13 protein-coding genes are annotated in these 18681 nt (G+C 69.5%); 10 read left to right on the top strand and 3 right to left on the bottom strand.

The window, feature by feature from the left end:
- The first annotated feature begins 1 nt into the window (after nucleotide 1).
- The 5 genes from FPY90_RS19105 (at nucleotide 2) to FPY90_RS19085 (ending at nucleotide 7257) form a co-directional block, all read left to right on the top strand.
- Nucleotides 2–3490: an MMPL family transporter gene (locus FPY90_RS19105; RefSeq protein WP_498682795.1), complete on the top strand. Its 3489-nt coding sequence runs from the start codon at nucleotides 2–4 to the stop codon at nucleotides 3488–3490.
- Nucleotides 3487–4200 (top strand): Maf family protein, encoded by a 714-nt coding sequence (locus FPY90_RS19100; RefSeq protein ID WP_498682794.1) that lies wholly within the window; start codon nucleotides 3487–3489, stop codon nucleotides 4198–4200. The genes FPY90_RS19105 and FPY90_RS19100 overlap by 4 nt, the downstream gene beginning before the upstream one ends.
- A 192-nt stretch (nucleotides 4201–4392) precedes the next feature.
- A complete protein-coding gene (locus FPY90_RS19095; protein WP_498682792.1) occupies nucleotides 4393–4614 on the top strand; it encodes a hypothetical protein in 222 nt (73 codons plus the stop codon).
- Between the two features lie 162 nt (nucleotides 4615–4776).
- On the top strand, nucleotides 4777–6543 hold the full coding sequence (locus tag FPY90_RS19090) for an acetyl/propionyl/methylcrotonyl-CoA carboxylase subunit alpha (protein WP_498682789.1): 1767 nt from the start codon (nucleotides 4777–4779) through the stop codon (nucleotides 6541–6543).
- A 177-nt stretch (nucleotides 6544–6720) separates the two neighbouring features.
- On the top strand, nucleotides 6721–7257 hold the full coding sequence (locus tag FPY90_RS19085; RefSeq protein ID WP_217641915.1) for a DinB family protein: 537 nt from the start codon (nucleotides 6721–6723) through the stop codon (nucleotides 7255–7257).
- A gap of 63 nt (nucleotides 7258–7320) precedes the next feature.
- Here FPY90_RS19085 and FPY90_RS19080 read toward each other — a convergent pair whose 3' ends face one another.
- Together FPY90_RS19080 and FPY90_RS19075 are read right to left on the bottom strand one after the other, a co-directional pair.
- Complete coding sequence (locus FPY90_RS19080) at nucleotides 7321–8718, bottom strand: MFS transporter (protein WP_498682788.1); 1398 nt, start codon at nucleotides 8716–8718, stop codon at nucleotides 7321–7323.
- A 250-nt stretch (nucleotides 8719–8968) separates the two neighbouring features.
- Nucleotides 8969–10375, bottom strand: coding sequence for an NAD(P)H-quinone dehydrogenase (locus tag FPY90_RS19075; RefSeq protein ID WP_498682787.1), 1407 nt, complete (start codon nucleotides 10373–10375; stop codon nucleotides 8969–8971).
- Nucleotides 10376–10520: 145 nt separating this feature from the next.
- Here FPY90_RS19075 and FPY90_RS19070 point away from each other — a divergent pair, with 145 nt between their 5' ends.
- The 5 genes from FPY90_RS19070 to FPY90_RS19050 all read left to right on the top strand — a co-directional run bounded on the left by FPY90_RS19070 (nucleotide 10521) and on the right by FPY90_RS19050 (nucleotide 14907).
- Nucleotides 10521–11330 (top strand): purine-nucleoside phosphorylase, encoded by an 810-nt coding sequence (locus tag FPY90_RS19070; protein ID WP_071215513.1) that lies wholly within the window; start codon nucleotides 10521–10523, stop codon nucleotides 11328–11330.
- Between the two features lie 60 nt (nucleotides 11331–11390).
- On the top strand, nucleotides 11391–13136 hold the full coding sequence (locus FPY90_RS19065; RefSeq protein WP_498682786.1) for a phospho-sugar mutase: 1746 nt from the start codon (nucleotides 11391–11393) through the stop codon (nucleotides 13134–13136).
- 58 nt (nucleotides 13137–13194) lie between these two features.
- On the top strand, nucleotides 13195–13878 hold the full coding sequence (gene deoC / locus FPY90_RS19060; protein WP_071215511.1) for a deoxyribose-phosphate aldolase: 684 nt from the start codon (nucleotides 13195–13197) through the stop codon (nucleotides 13876–13878).
- A 51-nt stretch (nucleotides 13879–13929) separates the two neighbouring features.
- Complete coding sequence (locus FPY90_RS19055; RefSeq protein WP_071215510.1) at nucleotides 13930–14178, top strand: hypothetical protein; 249 nt, start codon at nucleotides 13930–13932, stop codon at nucleotides 14176–14178.
- Between the two features lie 291 nt (nucleotides 14179–14469).
- A complete protein-coding gene (locus FPY90_RS19050) occupies nucleotides 14470–14907 on the top strand; it encodes a universal stress protein (RefSeq protein ID WP_071215509.1) in 438 nt (145 codons plus the stop codon).
- Nucleotides 14908–14998: 91 nt separating this feature from the next.
- Here FPY90_RS19050 and mfd read toward each other — a convergent pair whose 3' ends face one another.
- Nucleotides 14999–18613, bottom strand: a complete 3615-nt coding sequence (mfd, locus tag FPY90_RS19045) for a transcription-repair coupling factor (RefSeq protein ID WP_071215508.1) — start codon at nucleotides 18611–18613, stop codon at nucleotides 14999–15001.
- Nucleotides 18614–18681 lie beyond the last annotated feature (68 nt).

Here is an 18681-nt window from a genome sequence, read left to right as displayed (position 1 = left end):
CATGGCTTCCTTCCTTTACCGACTGGGTGCACTGGCCTACCGCAGGCGCTGGGCCGTGGTGGGCATCTGGGCCGTCCTGCTGCTGGCCATCGGCCTGTGCGCCGGCGCCTTCATGGGCAAGCTGTCCAACACCTTCACCATCCCCGGCACCGAAACCCAGCGCACGCTGGACCGGATGAAGGTCGAGATGCCCGAGCTGGCCGGCGGCACCGGGTCCATCGTCTTCCGCACCCAGGACGGCGAGGCGCTGAGCCCCGCCCAGCACCGGGCCATCGAATCCTCGCTGGAAGACCTGGCCTCCCAGTCCGAGATCACCGAGGTCGCCAAGCCCTTCGCGCTGCAAAAACAGCTCGACGAGGCCAAGCCGAAGCTCGCCGAGGGGCAGGCCAAGCTCGACGACGCCGCCACGCAGCTGGCCGACGGCAAGAAACAACTGGCCGAGGGCAAGAAGCAGCTGGCCGAGGCGCAGGACGGCCTCGACTCCGGGCGCGTGCAGCTGGGCGATGCCAAGAAGGAACTCGCCGAAGGCCGCACGCAACTGGCCGCGGGACAGGCGAAGCTCGATGCCGCCGCCAGGGAACTGGCCACCGGCGCCGCCGCGCTCAAGAACGGCCAGGGCCAGCTGGCAGCCGGGCAAAAGAAGTGGGATGCGGGCAACCGCGAGTACCAGGCAGGGGCGAAGCAGGTCGCCGATGGCCACAAGGCACTGGCCGCCGGAGCGGCCAAGCTCGATACCGCCGCCAAGGAACTGGCCACCGGGCGGGCGCAGCACGACGCCGGCATGAAGGCCATCCTGGAGGGCCAGTCCCGCGCCACCGTGGAGAAGCAGCTGGCAGCCGGCAAGCAGCAAGCCACCGCCGGGCTGGCCAAACTGGATGCGGGGATCAAGGACCTGGACACCGGGATCGCCAGGACAAAGCAGCAACTCCAAGCCGCTAAGACTGCGCTCAAGAATGCCGACACCGACGCGAAGAAGCAGGCCGCCGAGCAGGACATCGCCACGCTGGAGGAAACGCTCGCAACCCTGAACGGGCAAAAGGCCGGGCTGCTCAAGCAGAAGGAATCCCTGGAAGGCACCCTCGCCCAGGTCACCCAGGGCCTCGAGGGCCTGAAGGCCCTGGACGCCGCCAAGGCGAAGCTCGATGCCGGGGCCAAGGAACTGGCCACCGGGCAGGCGACGCTGAAGGCCAAGCAGGCCGAGCTGGAGGCGGGCGCCGCGAAGCTTCCCCCAGCCAAGGCGAAACTGGACGCCGGGGCCAAGGAACTGGCCGCCAACCGCTCCAGGATCCAGGCCGCAGCGGCGAAGATCTCCGCCGGCCGGGCGCAGTTGAGTGCCGGGCAGGCCGAGATCGACGCCAATGCCGCCAAGCTGGCCGCGGGCCAGAAGACCATCGAGGAGAACCAGGCCAAGCTTCTCGCCGGGCAAAAGACCGTGGACGAAAAGACCGCGGCGCTGCCCGAAGCCGAGGAGAAGCTTGAGACCGGTGCCAAGGACCTGGCCGCCGGACGGGCCGAACTGGCGTTCGCCGAACGCCAGGCCGGCGCCTCGGCGGGCATGCGCTTCATCTCCGCGGACGGTTCCACCGCCGTGGCGCACGTGACCTTCGTCGGCTCGACCGACGCGCTTTCCACCGCGCAGCGCGCCGACATCCAGTCCATTGCCGCGGCGCCCGAAGCCGCCGGGGTCGAGGTGCTCTTCTCCAAGGAGATCCTGCAGGACCTTTCCTCGATCTTCGGGGCCGCGGAAATCATCGGCCTGGCCGTGGCCGCCGCGGTGCTGCTGGTCATGCTCGGCACGCTGGTCGCTGCCGGGCTGCCGCTGCTCATGGCGGTGCTCGGCGTGGGCGCCGGCGTCGGAGGAACCCTCGCGCTGTCCTCGCTCATCGACATGGCCTCGATCACCCCTGCCCTGGCGCTGATGCTGGGGTTGGCGGTGGGCATCGACTACTCGCTGTTCATCGTGCACCGGCACCGCCGCCAGCTGTTGGAGGGCGTGCCGCTGGGCGAATCCATCGCCCGGGCCACCGGCACCAGCGGCAACGCCGTGGTGTTTGCCGGGCTGACCGTGGTCATCGCGCTCTCCGCGCTGGCCGTGCCGGGGCTCCCGTTCCTGGCCGTGCTGGGCTTCTCCGCCGCGTTCACCGTGATGATGGCGGTGCTGATCGCGATCACGCTGACCCCGGCGCTGCTGGGGTTCATCGGCACGAAGCTGGTGTCCAGGCGGGCCTGGGCCCGCCGGGATGCGGCCGGCGCGGGGCAGACGCGGGCCCCGCGCAACGACGCGGGCAACCGCGGCTGGGGCGCGGTGGTCACCCGCCGCCCGTGGATCGCCGCCATCGCGTCCATCGCGCTCCTGGCCATCGTGGCACTGCCGGCCCTGCAGCTGCGCACTGCGCTGCCCGACGGCAGCGCCGAACCGGTGGATTCGGGCGCCTACAAGGCGTACGAGCAGATGAGCGACGCGTTCGGGGCCGGCTACAACGGCCCGCTGCTGGTGCTCGCCGACCTGCCGGCCGGGCTGGATGCCCGCGGCGCGGATGCGGCGAACCTCGATGTTGCCGACGCCGTGCGCAACATCCCGGGCGTCGTGGCGGCGATCCCGGTACAGGTCAACGACGCACGGAACCTCGGAGCGATCCAGGTGATCCCGGATGCGGGGCCGGCCAGCGCCGAAACCGAGGCCCTGGTGCACGCGCTGCGCGACGCGGCCCCGGGAATCGAGCAGGCGACCGGTGCCCACATCGCGGTGACCGGACAGGTCGCCGCGCAGGTGGACGTCTCGGAGAAGCTCGCCGAGGCGCTGCCGATGTACATCGGCATCGTCGTGGGGCTCTCGTTGGTCCTGCTGCTGCTGGTCTTCCGCTCGGTCGTGGTGCCGCTGCTGGCCACCGCGGGCTTCCTGCTCTCGCTGCTGGCCGCCTTCGGCGCCACCGTCGCGGTCTACCAGTTCGGTTGGCTCGGCGGCTTCTTCGACGTGAACGTGCCGGGGCCGATCATGAGCTTCCTGCCGATCCTGCTCACCGGCATCCTGTTCGGGCTGGCCATGGACTACCAGGTGTTCCTGGTGGCCGGCATGCGCGAGTCCTTCGCGCACGGGCAGCCGGCGCGCGCCGCGGTGCGCTCGGGCTTCGCCCACTCCGCGCCGGTGGTCACCGCCGCGGCCCTGATCATGACCTCGGTGTTCGCCGGGTTCGTGTTCTCGCACCTGACGATGATCCGGGCCATCGGGTTCTCGCTGGCCATCGGCGTGCTCTTCGATGCGTTCATCGTGCGCATGACGCTGACCCCGGCGATCATGCACCTGCTGGGGCACCGCGCCTGGTACATCCCGCGCTGGCTGGATCGGATCCTGCCGGACGTGGACGTGGAGGGCGCCAAGATCGCTGCGCTCGCCGCCGACGGGCAGGAAGGGTCCGTGGCACCGGATACGGGCCGCGGCGACGGGCACGGGCCGCAGGCGCCCTCGGCCCGGGATACGGTTGATGCATGAGCCAGAACCTGAACCCCAGCGCCAACGCCGCCACCGATCCGCGCGGTGAAATCGAGAATCCCGAGGACCTGCCCTTGCTGGTGCTGGCCTCGGCCTCCCCGGGACGGGCCAAGGTGCTCACCGACGCCGGCATCGACTTCGCTGTCCAGGTCTCCGCGGTCGACGAGGACGCGGCACTGGCAAGCGCCGTCCAGCGCTTCGGCGAGCTGGGCCCGGCTGACACCGCGCTGCTGCTGGCCAAGTCCAAGGCCGAGGACGTCGCCTCCACGGATGAGGCCGACGGTGCGGTGGTGCTGGGCTGCGACTCGGTCTTCGAATTCGAGGGCGTCATCTACGGCAAGCCGCACACCGCGGAAGTCGCCACCGAGCGCTGGGCGGCGATGAGCGGGAAGTCCGGGATCCTGCACACCGGGCACTGGCTCATCGACAACCGCTCCGAGGAAGACGAAGACGGCGGGTCCGGGGCGACCATCGGCGCCGTATCCTCCACCCGCGTGGACTTCGAGCAGGTCGGCGCGGAGGAGATCGCCGCCTACGTGGCCACCGGAGAGCCGCTGCCGTGCGCCGGCGGGTTCACCATCGACGGGCGCGGGGCAGCCTTCATCCGCAGCATCGAGGGCAACCCGCACACCGTGATCGGGCTGAACGTGGCCACGCTGCGCGAGCTGCTGCACGAGGCCGGGCTGTCGATCTCCGACGTCTGGGTCTAGCCACGCCTTGCACGCTCCGAGGGGCCCGCACCAGGTGCGGGCCCCTCGGGCGGTTAACCCGCCAAGGTAGGCACCGAACGCCCGCAACAGGTCCCTCGCGCGACGAGTCCTGAAATATTTCCAGAAACTACTTGCTAAAATGGAAAGTAGTTTCTAGGCTGGGTGAACACGCCAACCAGGAGGACCACCCCCATGGACACCAGGAACAGCACCCAGGGCCGCAGCAACTCAGCGCAGTACGCCTGGACCGGCTTCGCCGCAGGAATCGCCTGCATGGCGGTCCTGGTCGCCTGCGGGCTGCTCAAGGACAGCGCCGGAATGGTCGTCATGGGCTCTTCGATGGGGGCCATGCTCGGCGCGGCGTGGGCATCAACGAGCGCCGCCGGCCGAAGGAAGGCCCGGGCGCAGGCATAGGCGCCTCCCGGGCCGCGGGAGCCACCGGCCGCAACGGCGGTCCCTTGTAGGACTCCTACAAAGAAATCACGACCTACTCCCGACACAGGGGGTTTTGGGGGTGCACATCCCACAAACGCAGGTAGGCTCCACAAGAGCATATTTAAGGAGATAACCCCTGCCATGAGTCAGTTGACGAAGGTTCTCATCGCCAATCGCGGAGAAATCGCCGTACGCATCATCCGCGCCGCCCGCGATGAGGGGATTGGATCGGTTGCCGTGTACGCCGAACCGGACCGCGATGCCTTGCATTCCCGCCTGGCCGACGAGGCCTACTCCCTGGGTGGTTCCACCGCCGCGGAGTCCTACCTGGACATCACCAAGATCCTCGAGGTCGCCAAGCGCTCCGGCGCGGACTCGGTGCACCCGGGCTACGGATTCCTGGCGGAGAACGCCATCTTCGCCCAGGCCGTCATCGACGCCGGGCTGACCTGGATCGGCCCGCCTCCGTCGGCCATCGACCAGCTCGGCGACAAGGTCCGGGCCCGCCACCTGGCCGAAAAGGTCGGCGCACCGCTGGTGCCGGGCACCAAGGACCCGGTCGCATCCACCGACGAGGTGTTGGCCTTCGCCGATGAGCACGGGCTGCCGCTGGCCATCAAGGCCGCCTACGGCGGCGGCGGGCGCGGCATCAAGGTCGTGCGCAACCGCGAGGAAATCGCGGAGTCCTACGACTCGGCGGTCCGCGAGGCGGTTGCCGCCTTCGGGCGCGGCGAGTGCTTCGTCGAACGCTTCCTGGATGCCCCGCGCCACGTGGAGACCCAGTGCCTGGCCGATGCGCACGGCAACGTCGTGGTGGTTTCCACCCGCGACTGCTCGCTGCAGCGCCGCAACCAGAAGCTCGTAGAGGAGGCCCCCGCGCCGTTCCTCAGCGACGAGCAGAACGCCCGCCTCTACGAGGCATCCAAGGCCATCATGCGCGAGGCCGGCTACGTGGGAGCGGGCACCTGCGAGTTCCTCGTGGGCCAGGACGGGGTCATCTCCTTCCTGGAGGTCAACACCCGCCTGCAGGTCGAGCACACCATCTCCGAGGAAGTCACCGGCATCGACCTGGTGCGCGAGCAGTTCCGGCTGGCCCGCGGCGAGGAGCTGGGCTACACCGACCCCGAGGTGCGCGGGCACTCCTTCGAGTTCCGCATCAACGGCGAGGACGCCGGGCGCGGCTTCATGCCGGCGCCGGGCACCATCACCACCATGAACCTGCCCACCGGGCCGGGCGTGCGCATCGACTCGGGCGTCGAGGCCGGGGAAACCGTCTCGGGGAACTTCGACTCGATGATCGCCAAGCTCATCGTCACCGGCGCCACCCGCGCCCAGGCCGCCGCCCGCGCCCGCCGCGCACTGGACGAGTTCCGCATCGAGGGCATGCCCACGGTGCTGCCCTTCCACCGCGCAGTGATGGCCGATCCGGCGTTCACCCCGGAGTCGGGCCCGTTCTCCATCCACACCCGCTGGATCGAGACCGAGTTCTCCAACGAGATCCCCGCCTGGGACCCATCCACCGCGGGCACCCCCGGTGAGGACGAGGGCCGCAACGCCATCACCGTCGAGGTCGGCGGCAAGCGCCTGGAGGTCGTGCTGCCCGCGTCCCTGGGCACCGTGTCCTCCTCGTCCAACGGCAAGACGCGGAAGAAGAAGCGCTCCTCGCGTTCCACCGCCGCCGCCGGCAGCTCCGGGGCGGACCTGGTCTCCCCCATGCAGGGCACCATCGTCAAGGTGGCCGTGGCCGACGGTGACACCGTCTCCGAGGGCGATTTGATCGTGGTCCTGGAGGCCATGAAGATGGAACAGCCGCTGACCGCGCACTGCGACGGCGTGGTCTCCGGGCTCAGCGCCGTTCCGGGCGACACCGTCTCGGCAGGGGCCGTGCTGGCCTCCATCGGCGACTGACCACGCCCGCACACCGCACCGAACGGGGCGGCCCGGTCTTCCATGCGAAGGCCGGGCCGCCCCGTTGCGTTGCCCGGCCACCCCCTTGTTGGGCCGGCGCGGTGGCGCCGGGTTCCCGCCGGGCATCCGAGCGGGCCTTCGCCCACGGAACGGGTGACGGGCCCTAGGCTGGTGGCCATGACGGCAGAAATGAAGGCGGCGGGCGCACCGGACCCGCGCACCGACCCGCCACCGTGCGCCAGCGAGCGCGAGACGCTGCTGGCGTTCCTGGACTACCAGCGCCGCACCCTGGAGCTCAAGTGCGCGGGGCTCACCGCGACGGCGCTGGGCACCCGCGCGGTGCTGCCCTCCGGGTTGTCCCTACTGGGCCTGGTGCGGCACCTGGGCGATGTGGAACGATTCTGGGTCCGCACGTGCCTGGCCGGCGACCCGGCGCCGCCGCTGTACTGGGGCCCGGACGGAAACGACACCGACTTCGACTTCCCGGAGCCCGATGACCGGATGGTGGAGCTGCCCCTCGCCGCCTGGAAGGCCGAGACGGCCTTCGCCGATGCCGCACTGGGCTCGGAGCCGCTGGAGCGTGCGGTGGAGGCCGGGCACCACGGGATGGTGTCTGTGCGCTGGATCCTGGTGCACCTCATCGAGGAGTACTCCCGGCACAACGGACACGCGGACCTGCTGCGCGAATGCCTCGACGGGACCGTGGGCGAGTAGCCCCGGCGTCAACGCACGCTGCCCGCCCTCCGTGGGGAGGGCGGGCAGCGTCGGCAGTTGTCGCTAGGAGACGTTGTTCTCGTAGTCGACGTCCTTGGTGTCCTTGGTCAGGAACAGGGCGACGAGCGTGAGCACCGCGCCGAGCGCCAGGTAGGCGCCGACCCAGACGGTGTTGCCGCCGCCGAACTGCCACAGCGCGATGGCCACGAACGAGGCCGGTGCCGCGCCGATGACCGAGGACATGTTGTAGGCGATGGCAGAGCCGGTGTAGCGCACGTTCGACGGGAACAGCTCGGGCAGGTAGGCGGCCATCGGGCCGAACGTCGCACCCATCAGCGTGAAGCCGACAACCAGGCCGACCATGGCCGCGCCCTTGCCCGGGCCAAACATCAGGGTCCAGGCCAGGCCGAAGACGAGGATGCCGCCGGTCACGTACATCAGGAACTTGCGGCGGCCGAACTTCTCGGCCAGCGGCCCGGAGACCAGGGTGAAGATGCCGAAGAAGACCACGCCGATGATCAGCATCGTGAGGAACTCGGGGCGGGCGATGCCCAGGCCCGGGGCGAAGGCGGCCTCGGCGGCGGCGTCGAAGACCTTGCCCTTGGCCTCGGCAGCGGCGCGGGCGGCCTCGACGGTGGCCGGGGCGGTGCCGTAGGTCAGTGTGAACGCGGTCATCAGGTAGAAGAGCACGTAGGTGGCCAGCATGATGAAGGTGCCGGCGAGCACCGGGCGCCAGTGGTACTTCATGGTGGTCTTGAACGGGGACTTGGCGACCTTCTTCTGGTCAACGACCTTCGTGAAGGCCACGGACTCGACCAGCTTCAGGCGGACCCACAGGCCCACGGCGACCATCACGGCCGAGAGGATAAACGGCACGCGCCAGCCCCAGGACATGAACTGCTCCGGGGTCAGGCCCAGCTGCAGGCCCACGAACATCAGGTTGGCGATGATGAAACCGATCGGCGCGCCCAGCTGCGGGAACGTGCCGTAGATGGCGCGCTTGTTGGCCGGGGCGTTCTCGGTGGCCAGCAACGCGGCACCGGACCATTCCCCGCCGAGGGCCAGGCCCTGGGCGAAGCGCAGCAGCACCAGCATCAGCGGCGCAAGCACCACGAAGTTGCCCTGCGCCGGGGGCAGGAAGCCGATCAGGAAGGTGGCGATGCCCATCAGCAGCAGCGAGGCCACCAGGGTGCCCTTGCGGCCGATCTTGTCACCGAAGTGCCCGAAGAGCACCGAGCCCACCGGGCGGGCCACGAAGGCCACGCCGAAGATCGCGAACGAGGACAGGATCGCGTTGACGTTCGAGGCGTTCGGGAAGAACAGCGTCGGGAAAACCAGCACCGATGCGGTCGCATAGGCGTAGAAGTCGAAAAATTCAATGGTGGTGCCGATGAGGCTGGCAAACAACACGCGTCCGCGTGTGTTTTCCTTCGGTGCGACGACCGCGGTCTTGTTGGACATGGGCTCGTGATTCTCTTGGTGGGTTCCTGCAAGTTACTAGGAGTCAAGTTTAGGCTGGACGTCCACCCTTCGGACAGTCCTTCCACTATTTGGACAAGTGTGCTGTGAGTCTCACCCGTTCCGAGCCCCCAGCATGCCACGGGGCGGCCCCGAACCCGGGCTTAAAGGGAACGAACCGCCGCAACGGGCCCCAAGGTTGGCGCACATTGCGGCGGTTGGGCCACGGTGCCGGCGTACCGGCGGAAGGTCCCTAGAGGTGGACGTGGAGGCGGCGGGCCGCCTCGGAGATGGAGCCCGAAAGCGAGGGGTAGACCGAGAAGGTCTCGGCAATGTCATCGACGTGCAGCTTGTTGTGCACCGCCAACGCGATCGGGAAGATCAGCTCGGAGGCGCGCGGGGCGACCACCACGCCGCCGATGACGGTTCCGGAGCCGCGGCGCGCAATGATCTTCACGAAGCCCTGGGTCACGTTCATCATCTTGGCCCGGGCATTGGTCGCCAGGTCCAGCTTGATGATGTCGGCCTGGTACTTGCCCTCGTCGACCATCCGCTCGGTGACGCCGACCGTGGCGATTTCCGGGGAGGTGAAGATGTTGGAGGAAACCTCGTTGAGCTTCAGCGGCTTGACCGAGTCGCCCAGGAGGTGCGCCATGGCAATGCGGCCCTGCATCGCGGAGACCGAGGCCAGCGCGAACACCCCGGTGCAGTCGCCCGCGGCGTAGACGTTGGTGGCGGTGGTGCGCGACACGCCGTCGACCTGGATGTGGCCGGACTCGGAGAGCTTGATGCCGGCCTCCTCCAGCCCGATGCCGGCGGTGTTGGGGATCGAACCGACGGCCACCAGGCAGTGGCTGCCCACGATGACCTGGCCGTCGCCCAGGGTGACCCTGACGGAGTCGCCGTCGCGTTCCACGGCCTCGGCGCGGGACTTGGCCACGACGTTGACGCCGTTGAGCTTGAAGGCCTCCTCGAGGACCTCGGCGGCGTCGGCATCCTCGCCGGGAAGCACGCGGTCACGCGAGGAGACCAGGGTGACCTTGGTGCCCAAGAGGTTGTAGGCCGAGGCGAATTCGGCGCCGGTGACACCGGAACCGACGACGATCAGGTGCTCGGGGATTTCCTTGAGGTTGTAGACCTGGGTCCAGTTGAAGATGCGTTCCCCGTCGGGAATCGCGGTGGGCAGCTCGCGCGGGTGGGCGCCAACGGAAACCAGCAGCGCGTCGGCCTCGATGGTCTCGGTGCTGCCGTCGGCACGGGAGACCACAACCCGGGAGGCGTCGAGCAGCTTGCCCTCGCCGATGACCACGCGTACCCCGACGCGCTCCAGGCCCACGTGGATGTCCGAGGACTGCTCGCGGGCCAGCTCCAGCAGGCGGGCGTTCATGACCGAGAGGTCGGCCACGGCCACGGCATTGGCATCCCCGAGCTGGACGCCGAATTCGCGTGCCCCGACCACCCGGCGCATGGCATCGGCCGTGGCCACGAGGGTCTTGGACGGGACGACGTCGGTCAGCACGGCCGAGCCTCCCATCCCCGCCCGTTCGACGATGGTGACCTGGGCGCCGAGTTGGGCGCCAACCATCGCGGCCTCGTAGCCACCGGGGCCACCGCCGAGAATTACAAGCCTGGGGGAATTGAAATCGCGTTGTGCACTCACGATCCCCCATTCTTCCCTACCGCGCGGTTAAGTGCACAACGCACACGCTGGGGCACGGACGGCAATCGGCCGCTCGCAGGGCGGGCCGGCGGCACCGGGCCCCTCCCACCTGACAAGGCGGGGTTCCGCCGGTAGGTTTAACCCCGTGATCAACAACGAATCCGCCCCCTTTGACCTGGCCAACGCCGCCGCCGCCAAGATCGCCGAACTCACCGGCGTCCCGACCCACGACATTGCCCTGGTGCTCGGTTCCGGCTGGGGCGAGGCGGCGAACCTGGTCGGCGAAACCACCCACCGCATCGATGCCACCGAGCTTCCCGGCTTCCATGCAGCCGCGGTGCCCGGGCACGTGGGCACGATTTCCTCGGTGCTCACCGCCGGCGGCAAGCGCGTGCTGGTGCTCGGCGCGCGCACCCACTTCTACGAGGGCAAGGGCGTGCGCGCGGTGGTCCACGGGGTGCGCACCGCCGCCGCGGCGGGTGCCAAGACCCTGGTGCTGACCAACGGCTGCGGCGGGCTGAACCCCGCGTGGACCCCGGGCACCCCGGTGCTGATCTCCGACCACCTCAACCTCACCGGCACCTCCCCGCTGGAGGGTGCGACGTTCGTGGATTTGACCGACCTGTATTCCCCGCGCATCCGGGACCTGGCCCGGCAGGTGGACCCGTCCCTGGACGAGGGCGTGTACGCGCAGTTCACCGGACCGCACTACGAGACCCCCGCCGAGGTGCGCTACGCCAAGGTGATCGGCGCCGACCTGGTGGGCATGTCCACCGCCCTGGAGGCCATCGCCGCACGCCACGCGGGCATGGAGGTCTTCGGGATCTCGCTGGTCACCAACCTGGCCGCCGGCATCTCGGCCACCGCGCTGAGCCACGAAGAGGTCATCGAGGCGGGCCAATCCGCCGGCCCGCGGATCTCCGCGCTGCTGGCAGACATCGTCGCCAAGCTCTAGCCGCCACCAAGCACCACGCACCCCGCACCCAGAACCCGCCGCACAAAGGAAACCAACCACATGAGCAGCCCCGCACAGGACACCGCCTTACTGGATCGCGCCGCCGCCTGGGCCCGCCAGGATCCCGACGCGGCCACCGCCGCGCAGCTCAGGGCCCTGTGCGCGAAGGTTGCCGCCGGGGACCGGGACGCACACGCCGAGCTGGCGGACCGCTTCGCGGGGAACCTGGCCTTCGGCACCGCGGGGCTGCGTGCTGAACTCGGCGCCGGGCCGAACCGGATGAACTCGATGGTGGTGCGCCGCACCGCCGCCGGCATCGGACGCTTCCTGCTCGCCGCGGCCGACGGCGCCTACGTCCCGCGCGCGGTCATCGGCTACGACGCGCGGCACAACTCCGACGTCTTTGCCCGCGAGTCCGCCGCGGTGCTCACCGCCGCCGGGATCCAGGTGCAGCTGCTGCCCGCCGCCCTGCCCACCCCGGTGCTGGCCTGGGCCGTGCGCGAGCTGGGCACCGAGGCCGGGATCATGGTCACCGCCAGCCACAACCCGCCGGCGGACAACGGCTACAAGGTCTACCTCGGCGGGCGCGCCGAAACCGGATGGGGGCAGGGCGCCCAGATCGTGGCTCCCGTCGATGCGCAGATCGCCGCACGGATCAACCACGACGAGCCCATGGCGGAGATCGCGCTGGCCGCCGACGGCTGGGAGGTGCTGCCCGGCGCCGGGGAGCCCGGGGACGTGGAGGGCGCCTACCTGGATGCCATCGCCTCGGTGGTGCCCCGGGCCGGCGGCACGGGAAACGACGCGCTGGCGGCGGCGCGGGAAAGCCTGCGGATCGTGCTGACCCCGATGCACGGGGTCGGCGGGCACACCATGGCCCAGGCCCTGGGCCAGGCGGGATTCTCGCGGGTGCGCCTGGTGGCCGAGCAGGCCGAGCCGGACCCGGATTTCCCCACCGTCGCCTTCCCGAACCCGGAGGAGCCCGGCGCCCTGGACCTGGCTCTCGCGCTGGCCGGGGCCACCGACGCCGACCTGGTCATCGCCAACGACCCCGATGCGGACCGCTGCGCCGCGGCGGTGAAGTTCGAGGGCACCGGCTGGCGGATGCTGCGCGGGGACGAGCTCGGCTGGCTGCTGGGCGACCGCGCCGCCGCGAACGCCGCGCCGGGCACGGTGCTGGCCAACTCCATCGTCTCCTCGCGCATGCTCGCCTCCATCGCCGCGGCCCATTCCCTGGCGCACGAGAACACGTTGACCGGGTTCAAGTGGATTTCCCGCGTGCCGCACCTGGCCTTCGGCTACGAGGAGGCGCTGGGCTATTGCGTGGCCCCGGCCCTGGTGCGCGACAAAGACGGGCTCTCCGCGGCGCTGCTGCTGGCCGACTACGCCGCCGAGCTCAAGGCCGCCGGATCCTCGCTGCCCGAGGTGCTCGATGCCCTGGCGCTGGCCCACGGGCTGCACACCACCGACCAGCTCTCGGTGCGCGTGGCGGACCTGGGGCTGCTGGACGGCATGATGGCCGCGTTGCGCTCGGCCCCGCCGGCCACCCTGGGCGGGGAAGAGGTCACCGGGTTCGAGGACCTGTCGCTGGGGGCGAACCTGCCGCCGACCGACGGGCTGCTCTTTGCCACCGCGGCCAACACCCGGGTGATCGTGCGCCCCTCGGGAACCGAGCCCAAGCTCAAGTGCTACCTTGAAACCATCACCCCCGTAGCCGGCCCCGCCGGGCTTCCGGCGGCCCGTGCCGCGGCCACCGGGGCGCTGGGGCGCATCAAGCAGGAACTTGCGGACCTGCTCCGCCGGTGACCCGCTCCCCCACACCCCGACTTTCCTTCATCTCGACCAGGAGCCTGATACACACGCCATGAGCACCAACGACACCAATATCGCCTCGTACATCGACCACACGATCCTGAACGCCGATGCCACCGGCGCCGACATCGAACGCATCTGCGCCGAGGCCGCCAAGTACAAGTTCAAGTCCGTGTGCGTGAACCCGATCTGGGTTTCCACCGTGAGCGCCGCACTTGCCGGTTCCGGGGTGCTGACCTGCTCGGTGATCGGCTTCCCGTTCGGCGCGACCCCCACCGCGTCCAAGGTCTTCGAGGCCCGCGGGGCCATCGCCGACGGTGCCAACGAGATCGACATGGTCATCAACGTCGCCGCGGCCAAGGCCGGGGACGAGGAGGCACTGGTGGCCGACATTTCCGCCATTGCCGACGCCGTGCACGAGGGCGGGGCGATCCTGAAGGTCATCATCGAAACCTCGATGCTGACCGACGATGAAAAGATCCTGGCCTGCCGCGCCTCGGTGCGTGCGGGAGCCGACTTCGTGAAGACCTCCACTGGCTTTGGCGGCGGCGGCGCCACGCTCAAGGACGTGGCGTTGATGCGCGCAACCGTCGGCCCGGACCTGGGCGTCAAGGCCTCCGGCGGGGTCCGCTCGCTGGAAACCGCCCGTGCCATGATCGATGCCGGGGCCACGCGTCTTGGTTCCAGCTCCGGAGTTGCTATTGTGGAGGGTGAACAAGGCGCCGAGGGCTACTGACCACCCACCCTCGAACGCGCATTGAAACCAGACCATTTTAGGAGAATCGCTGTGTACTCGAACGGCAAGAACGTAGCCCACTCGGGCCAGGGCCGCTTGGCCGGAAACCTCATCGCCTTCGCGGTGTTCTTCATCCTGTTCCTTGGCTGCCTCTACTCGCTGTCGTTCTGGACGCTGGAAAACGCCTGGATCCCGGGCATCTCCTGCTTCGTGCTGGCCATCCTGGCCTTCGGCATCCCGCAGCACATTCTGGGCATGTCGGACAAGAACCCGTCGAAGACCGCTTCGCAGCGGGACTAGTCTCCCGCACGGTTTTCTCCGAAGGAGGCCGGAGCGCCACGCAGCATCCAGACCCGCGCGCCAGCAGGTGCACGGTCGTTGGTGTTGGTGGCGCCCCGGCCTCCTTTTTGCATGCGCCGCGCCAGTGCTGCCCGCGGGACCGGAATCGGGTGTCCCGGCAGCGTGAAGCTTCACCGCCGAAATTCTACAATTCGTAGAAAATCACTGGTGGGCGAGGGTATGATGAACCCAACGGGACCCTTGGGCCCCGTTGGACCAGCCTTCCCCGATTGAGGAAATGAGCGTTTCACCATGGAAAAAACTGACCGCAGCAAGATCGTTGTCGGCATTGACGGTTCGGCGCAATCGATTTCCGCGCTGCGCTATGCTGCGTCCCTGGCCGCATCCCTGGGCCACGACCTGGTGGCCTTCTCCTCGTGGCTGCCGCGCATCGCGCTGGAGGACTACACCCCGGAGTGGGCGCCGGAGCAGGACGCCCGCGACGCACTGGACAAGTCCATCACCGAGGCCTTCGGCGAGAACGTCCCGGCCAACCTGGAACGCGAGGTCACCATGGGCCCGGCGGCCCCCAACCTGATCGAGGCCTCCAAGGACGCGGCCATGCTGGTGCTGGGCACACGCGGCCGCGGCGGCTTCAAGGGCCTGGTCATGGGCTCGGTGTCCAGCTCGCTGGCCGCCCACGCCAAGTGCCCGGTGCTGATCCACCACGGCGAAACAGCCACCGCCTAGGAACCGCCCCGCGGACCCGACAGGCACCGATGCCGGGCCGGCCGCCCCCACCAGGGGCAGGCCCGCCCGGCATCGGCGTGTCCGGCACTAATCAGGCCTTGGCGCGCGGTGCCTCGACCTCGAAGATGTTGGAGAGCACGGACGAGACCCACTCCAGGATCTGCTCGTCCACCAGGTCCCTGCCGCCGATCGCCGAGGTTTTCGGCTTCGGGATGGTGATGGCGTTCAGCGCCGGCTTGTCGGCGGCGCCCTTGTACATCCGCGCCAGGCGCAGCTGGCGCGAGTCGGGCAGGTTCGCGATGGCCGCCGGGGCGAACTTGATGGCGTTGCCCATCATCGCCACGTCGGTCAGGCCCAGGGCCCGGGCGCGGATGCGGATCCGGGCGACCTCCAACAGGTTCACCACCGGGGCCGGCGGCTGCCCGTACCTGTCCACCAGCTCCGCCAGCACGTCGTCGAGGGCCGCGAAGTCGGTCGCCGCGGCGATCTTGCGGTAGGCCTCCAGGCGCAGCCGCTCACCGGGCACGTAGTCGTGCGGCAGGTGCGCGTTGACCGGCAGCTCGATCTTCATCTCCGCGGTCTTCTCGTCGGACTCCCCCTTGAAGTCGGCAACCGCCTCGCCCACCAGGCGCAGGTACAAGTCGAAGCCGACACCCGCGATGTGCCCGGACTGCTCCCCGCCGAGCAGGTTGCCCGCCCCGCGGATCTCCAGGTCCTTCATGGCCAGCTGGTAGCCCGAGCCGAGCTCGTTGTGCGCCGCCACGGCCTTGAGCCGCTCCAGGGCGACCTCGCCCAGCGGCTTCTCCGCGTTCCACAGGAAGTAGGCATACGCCCGCTCGCGGCCGCGGCCCACGCGCCCGCGCAGCTGGTGCAGCTGGGACAGCCCGTAGTTGTCAGCCCGGTCAACGATCAGCGTGTTGGCGTTGGAGATGTCCAGGCCGGTCTCGATGATGGTGGTGGAGACCAGCACGTCGAACTTCTTCTCCCAGAAATCCTGGATGATCTTCTCCAGCCGGGACTCGCTCATCTTGCCGTGCGCCACCTCCACCCGGGCCTCGGGGACCAGTTCGCGCAGTTCCGCGGCGACCTTGTCGATGGAGGAGACGCGGTTGTGCACGAAGAAGACCTGCCCGTCGCGCATCAGCTCGCGGCGGATGGCCGCGGAGATCTGCTTGTCGGTGCGCGGGCCCACGTAGGTGAGCACCGGGTGGCGCTCCTCCGGCGGGGTGGCCAACGTGGAGGTCTCGCGGATGCCGGTCAGGGACATCTCCAGGGTGCGCGGGATGGGGGTGGCGGACATGGACAGCACATCCACGTTGGTGCGCATCTTCTTGAGCTGTTCCTTGTGCTCGACACCGAAGCGCTGCTCCTCGTCGACCACCACCAGGCCCAGGTCCTTGAACTGCACGGTGTCCGAAAGCAGCCGGTGGGTGCCGATGACCACGTCGACGGTGCCGTTTTTCAGCCCCTCGATGATGTCCTTGGACTCCTTGGCGCTCTGGAAGCGCGAGAGCGTCTTGACCCGCACCGGGAAGCCGGAGTAGCGCTCGGTGAAGGTCTGCTGGTGCTGGGAGGCCAGCAGCGTGGTGGGCACCAGCACGGCGACCTGCTTGGAGTCCTGCACGGCCTTGAACGCGGCGCGCACCGCGATCTCGGTCTTGCCGAAGCCCACGTCCCCGGAGACCAGCCGGTCCATCGGGATCTCGCGCTCCATGTCGGCCTTGACCTCGTTGATGGTGGTCAGCTGGTCGGGGGTCTCCACGTAGGCGAAGGCCTCCTCCAGCTCCGACTGCCAGGGGGTGTCGGCTCCGAAGGCGTGCCCGCGGGACGCCATGCGGGCGGAGTAGAGCCGGATCAAATCCCCGGCGATCTCCTTTACTGCCTTGCGCGCCTTGGACTTGGTGCTTGACCAGTCCGAGCCGCCCATCTTGGACAGGGTCGGGGCCTCCCCGCCGACGTAGCGGGTGACCTGGTCCAGCTGGTCGGTGGGGACAAAGAGCTTGTCCCCCGGTGCCCCGCGTTTGGACGGCGCGTACTCCAGGACCAGGTATTCGCGCTTGGCATCTGCCCCGCCGGCAACCTTTCGGGCGATCAGCTCCACGAACCTGGCGATGCCGTGCTGTTCGTGGACGACGAAGTCGCCCTCGGTGAGGGTCAGCGGGTCCACGGCGTTGCGGCGCTTGGCCGCCAGCCGCTTGGCCCCGCGCGGGGCGTAGGCGCTGGAGCGGCCCAGCAGGTCGGCCTCGGTGAGGAAGCCGAGCTTCAGCGAATCCAGGGCGAACCCGCGCCCGGCCTGGCCGGTGGTGATCTCGATCAGCCCGTGGGTGGGCGCCTCGTCCAGGGAATTGATGCGGTGGGTGGGGATGTCGGCGTCGTGGAAGAGCTCGGCCAGCCGCTGGGCGGGACCGGGGCCGTCGGTGGCCACCACGATCGACCAGTCGTCCTTGATGCGCCCGGAGATGAACTCGAGCATCTCGGCCACATCCCCCTGGTAGCCGCGCGGCTCGCGGGCGTTGATGCGGATCGAGTCGGCCTCGGGCAACAGCTCGGTGTCGGATCCCAGCGAGGTCAGCGACCACCAGGACACCGCGGCGGCCTGCGCATGGGTGCGGGTCGCGGCCAGGGAGGTGAAGTTCCCGGCCTCAAGTTCGTCCACCGCGGCCTGCGCCTGGGCCTGGGACAGGTCAAGGGGTGCCGCCCCGCCGTCGGAGGCCGTGGCCCAGGCGGCGGCCAGGAACTCGGCGTTGGTGGCTTCCAGGTCGTGGGCCCGGGCCCGGACCCGTTCGGGTTCCATGACCACGGCGATCGATTCGGCCGGCAGCACCGACAGCAGCGGGACCATGGCATCGACCAGCAGCGGGGCCAGGGACTCCATGCCCTCCACCGCGACGCCTCCGGCGATCTTGGCGAGCATGTCGCGTGCGGCGGGCATCTGGGTTTGCAGCTTCGCGGCCCGGGACATCACCGCCGGGGTGATCAGCAGCTCGCGGCAGGGCGGGGCCTGGATCGCTGTGGGCGCGTCGCCCTCCAGCGAGCGCTGGTCGGCGATCGAGAAGTAGCGCATGGCCTCGATCTCGTCCCCGAAGAAGTCGATGCGCACCGGGTGGTTGGAGGTGGGCGGGAAGACATCGAGGATGCCGCCGCGCACGGCGAATTCGCCGCGGTGCGTGACCATGTCCACCCGGGCGTAGGCGGCGTCGGCCAGGGCCCGGACGACGGCGGAGAACTCGTATTCGTCCCCCACCGCAAGCTCCACGGGTTCCAGCTTGCCCAGGCCCGCGACCAGCGGCTGGATGACGGCGCGGATCGGGGCGACGATGACCTGCAGGGAAGGATCCCGGGTTTCCAGCCGGCGCAGCACGTGCAGGCGCCGGCCCACGGTGTCCGAACGCGGGGAGAGCCGCTCGTGGGGCAGGGTTTCCCAGGAGGGGAATTCCGCCACGGCGTCGGCGGGCAGGAACCCGTGCAGCCCGGCCACCAGTTCCTCGGCCTCGCGGCCGGTGGCGGTCACCGCCAGCAGCAGGCCGCCGGCGACCTTGGTGCGCAGGGCCTCGACGGCCTCAGCGGTGATGACCGCGCGCATCCCGGCGGGGGCAGCGATCTCCAGCTCGTTGGCGCGGGCGGCATAGGTCGTGGCCGCATTGGATCTGACGCGGGAAAAGGAAATGTCTTCTCGCAGGGCGGTGCGCAGGCCGTGAAGCGCCATCGAGTGGGGTCCTTTCCGAAGACCGGGTACGCGCACAACACAAGTACCCGAGATCCATGCCGGGTCCC

Origin of the sequence: Arthrobacter sp. C2 (genome assembly GCA_024207135.1) — a bacterium.
GTDB lineage: Bacteria > Actinomycetota > Actinomycetes > Actinomycetales > Micrococcaceae > Paeniglutamicibacter.
This window is presented reverse-complemented; position numbering and strand designations above follow the sequence as displayed.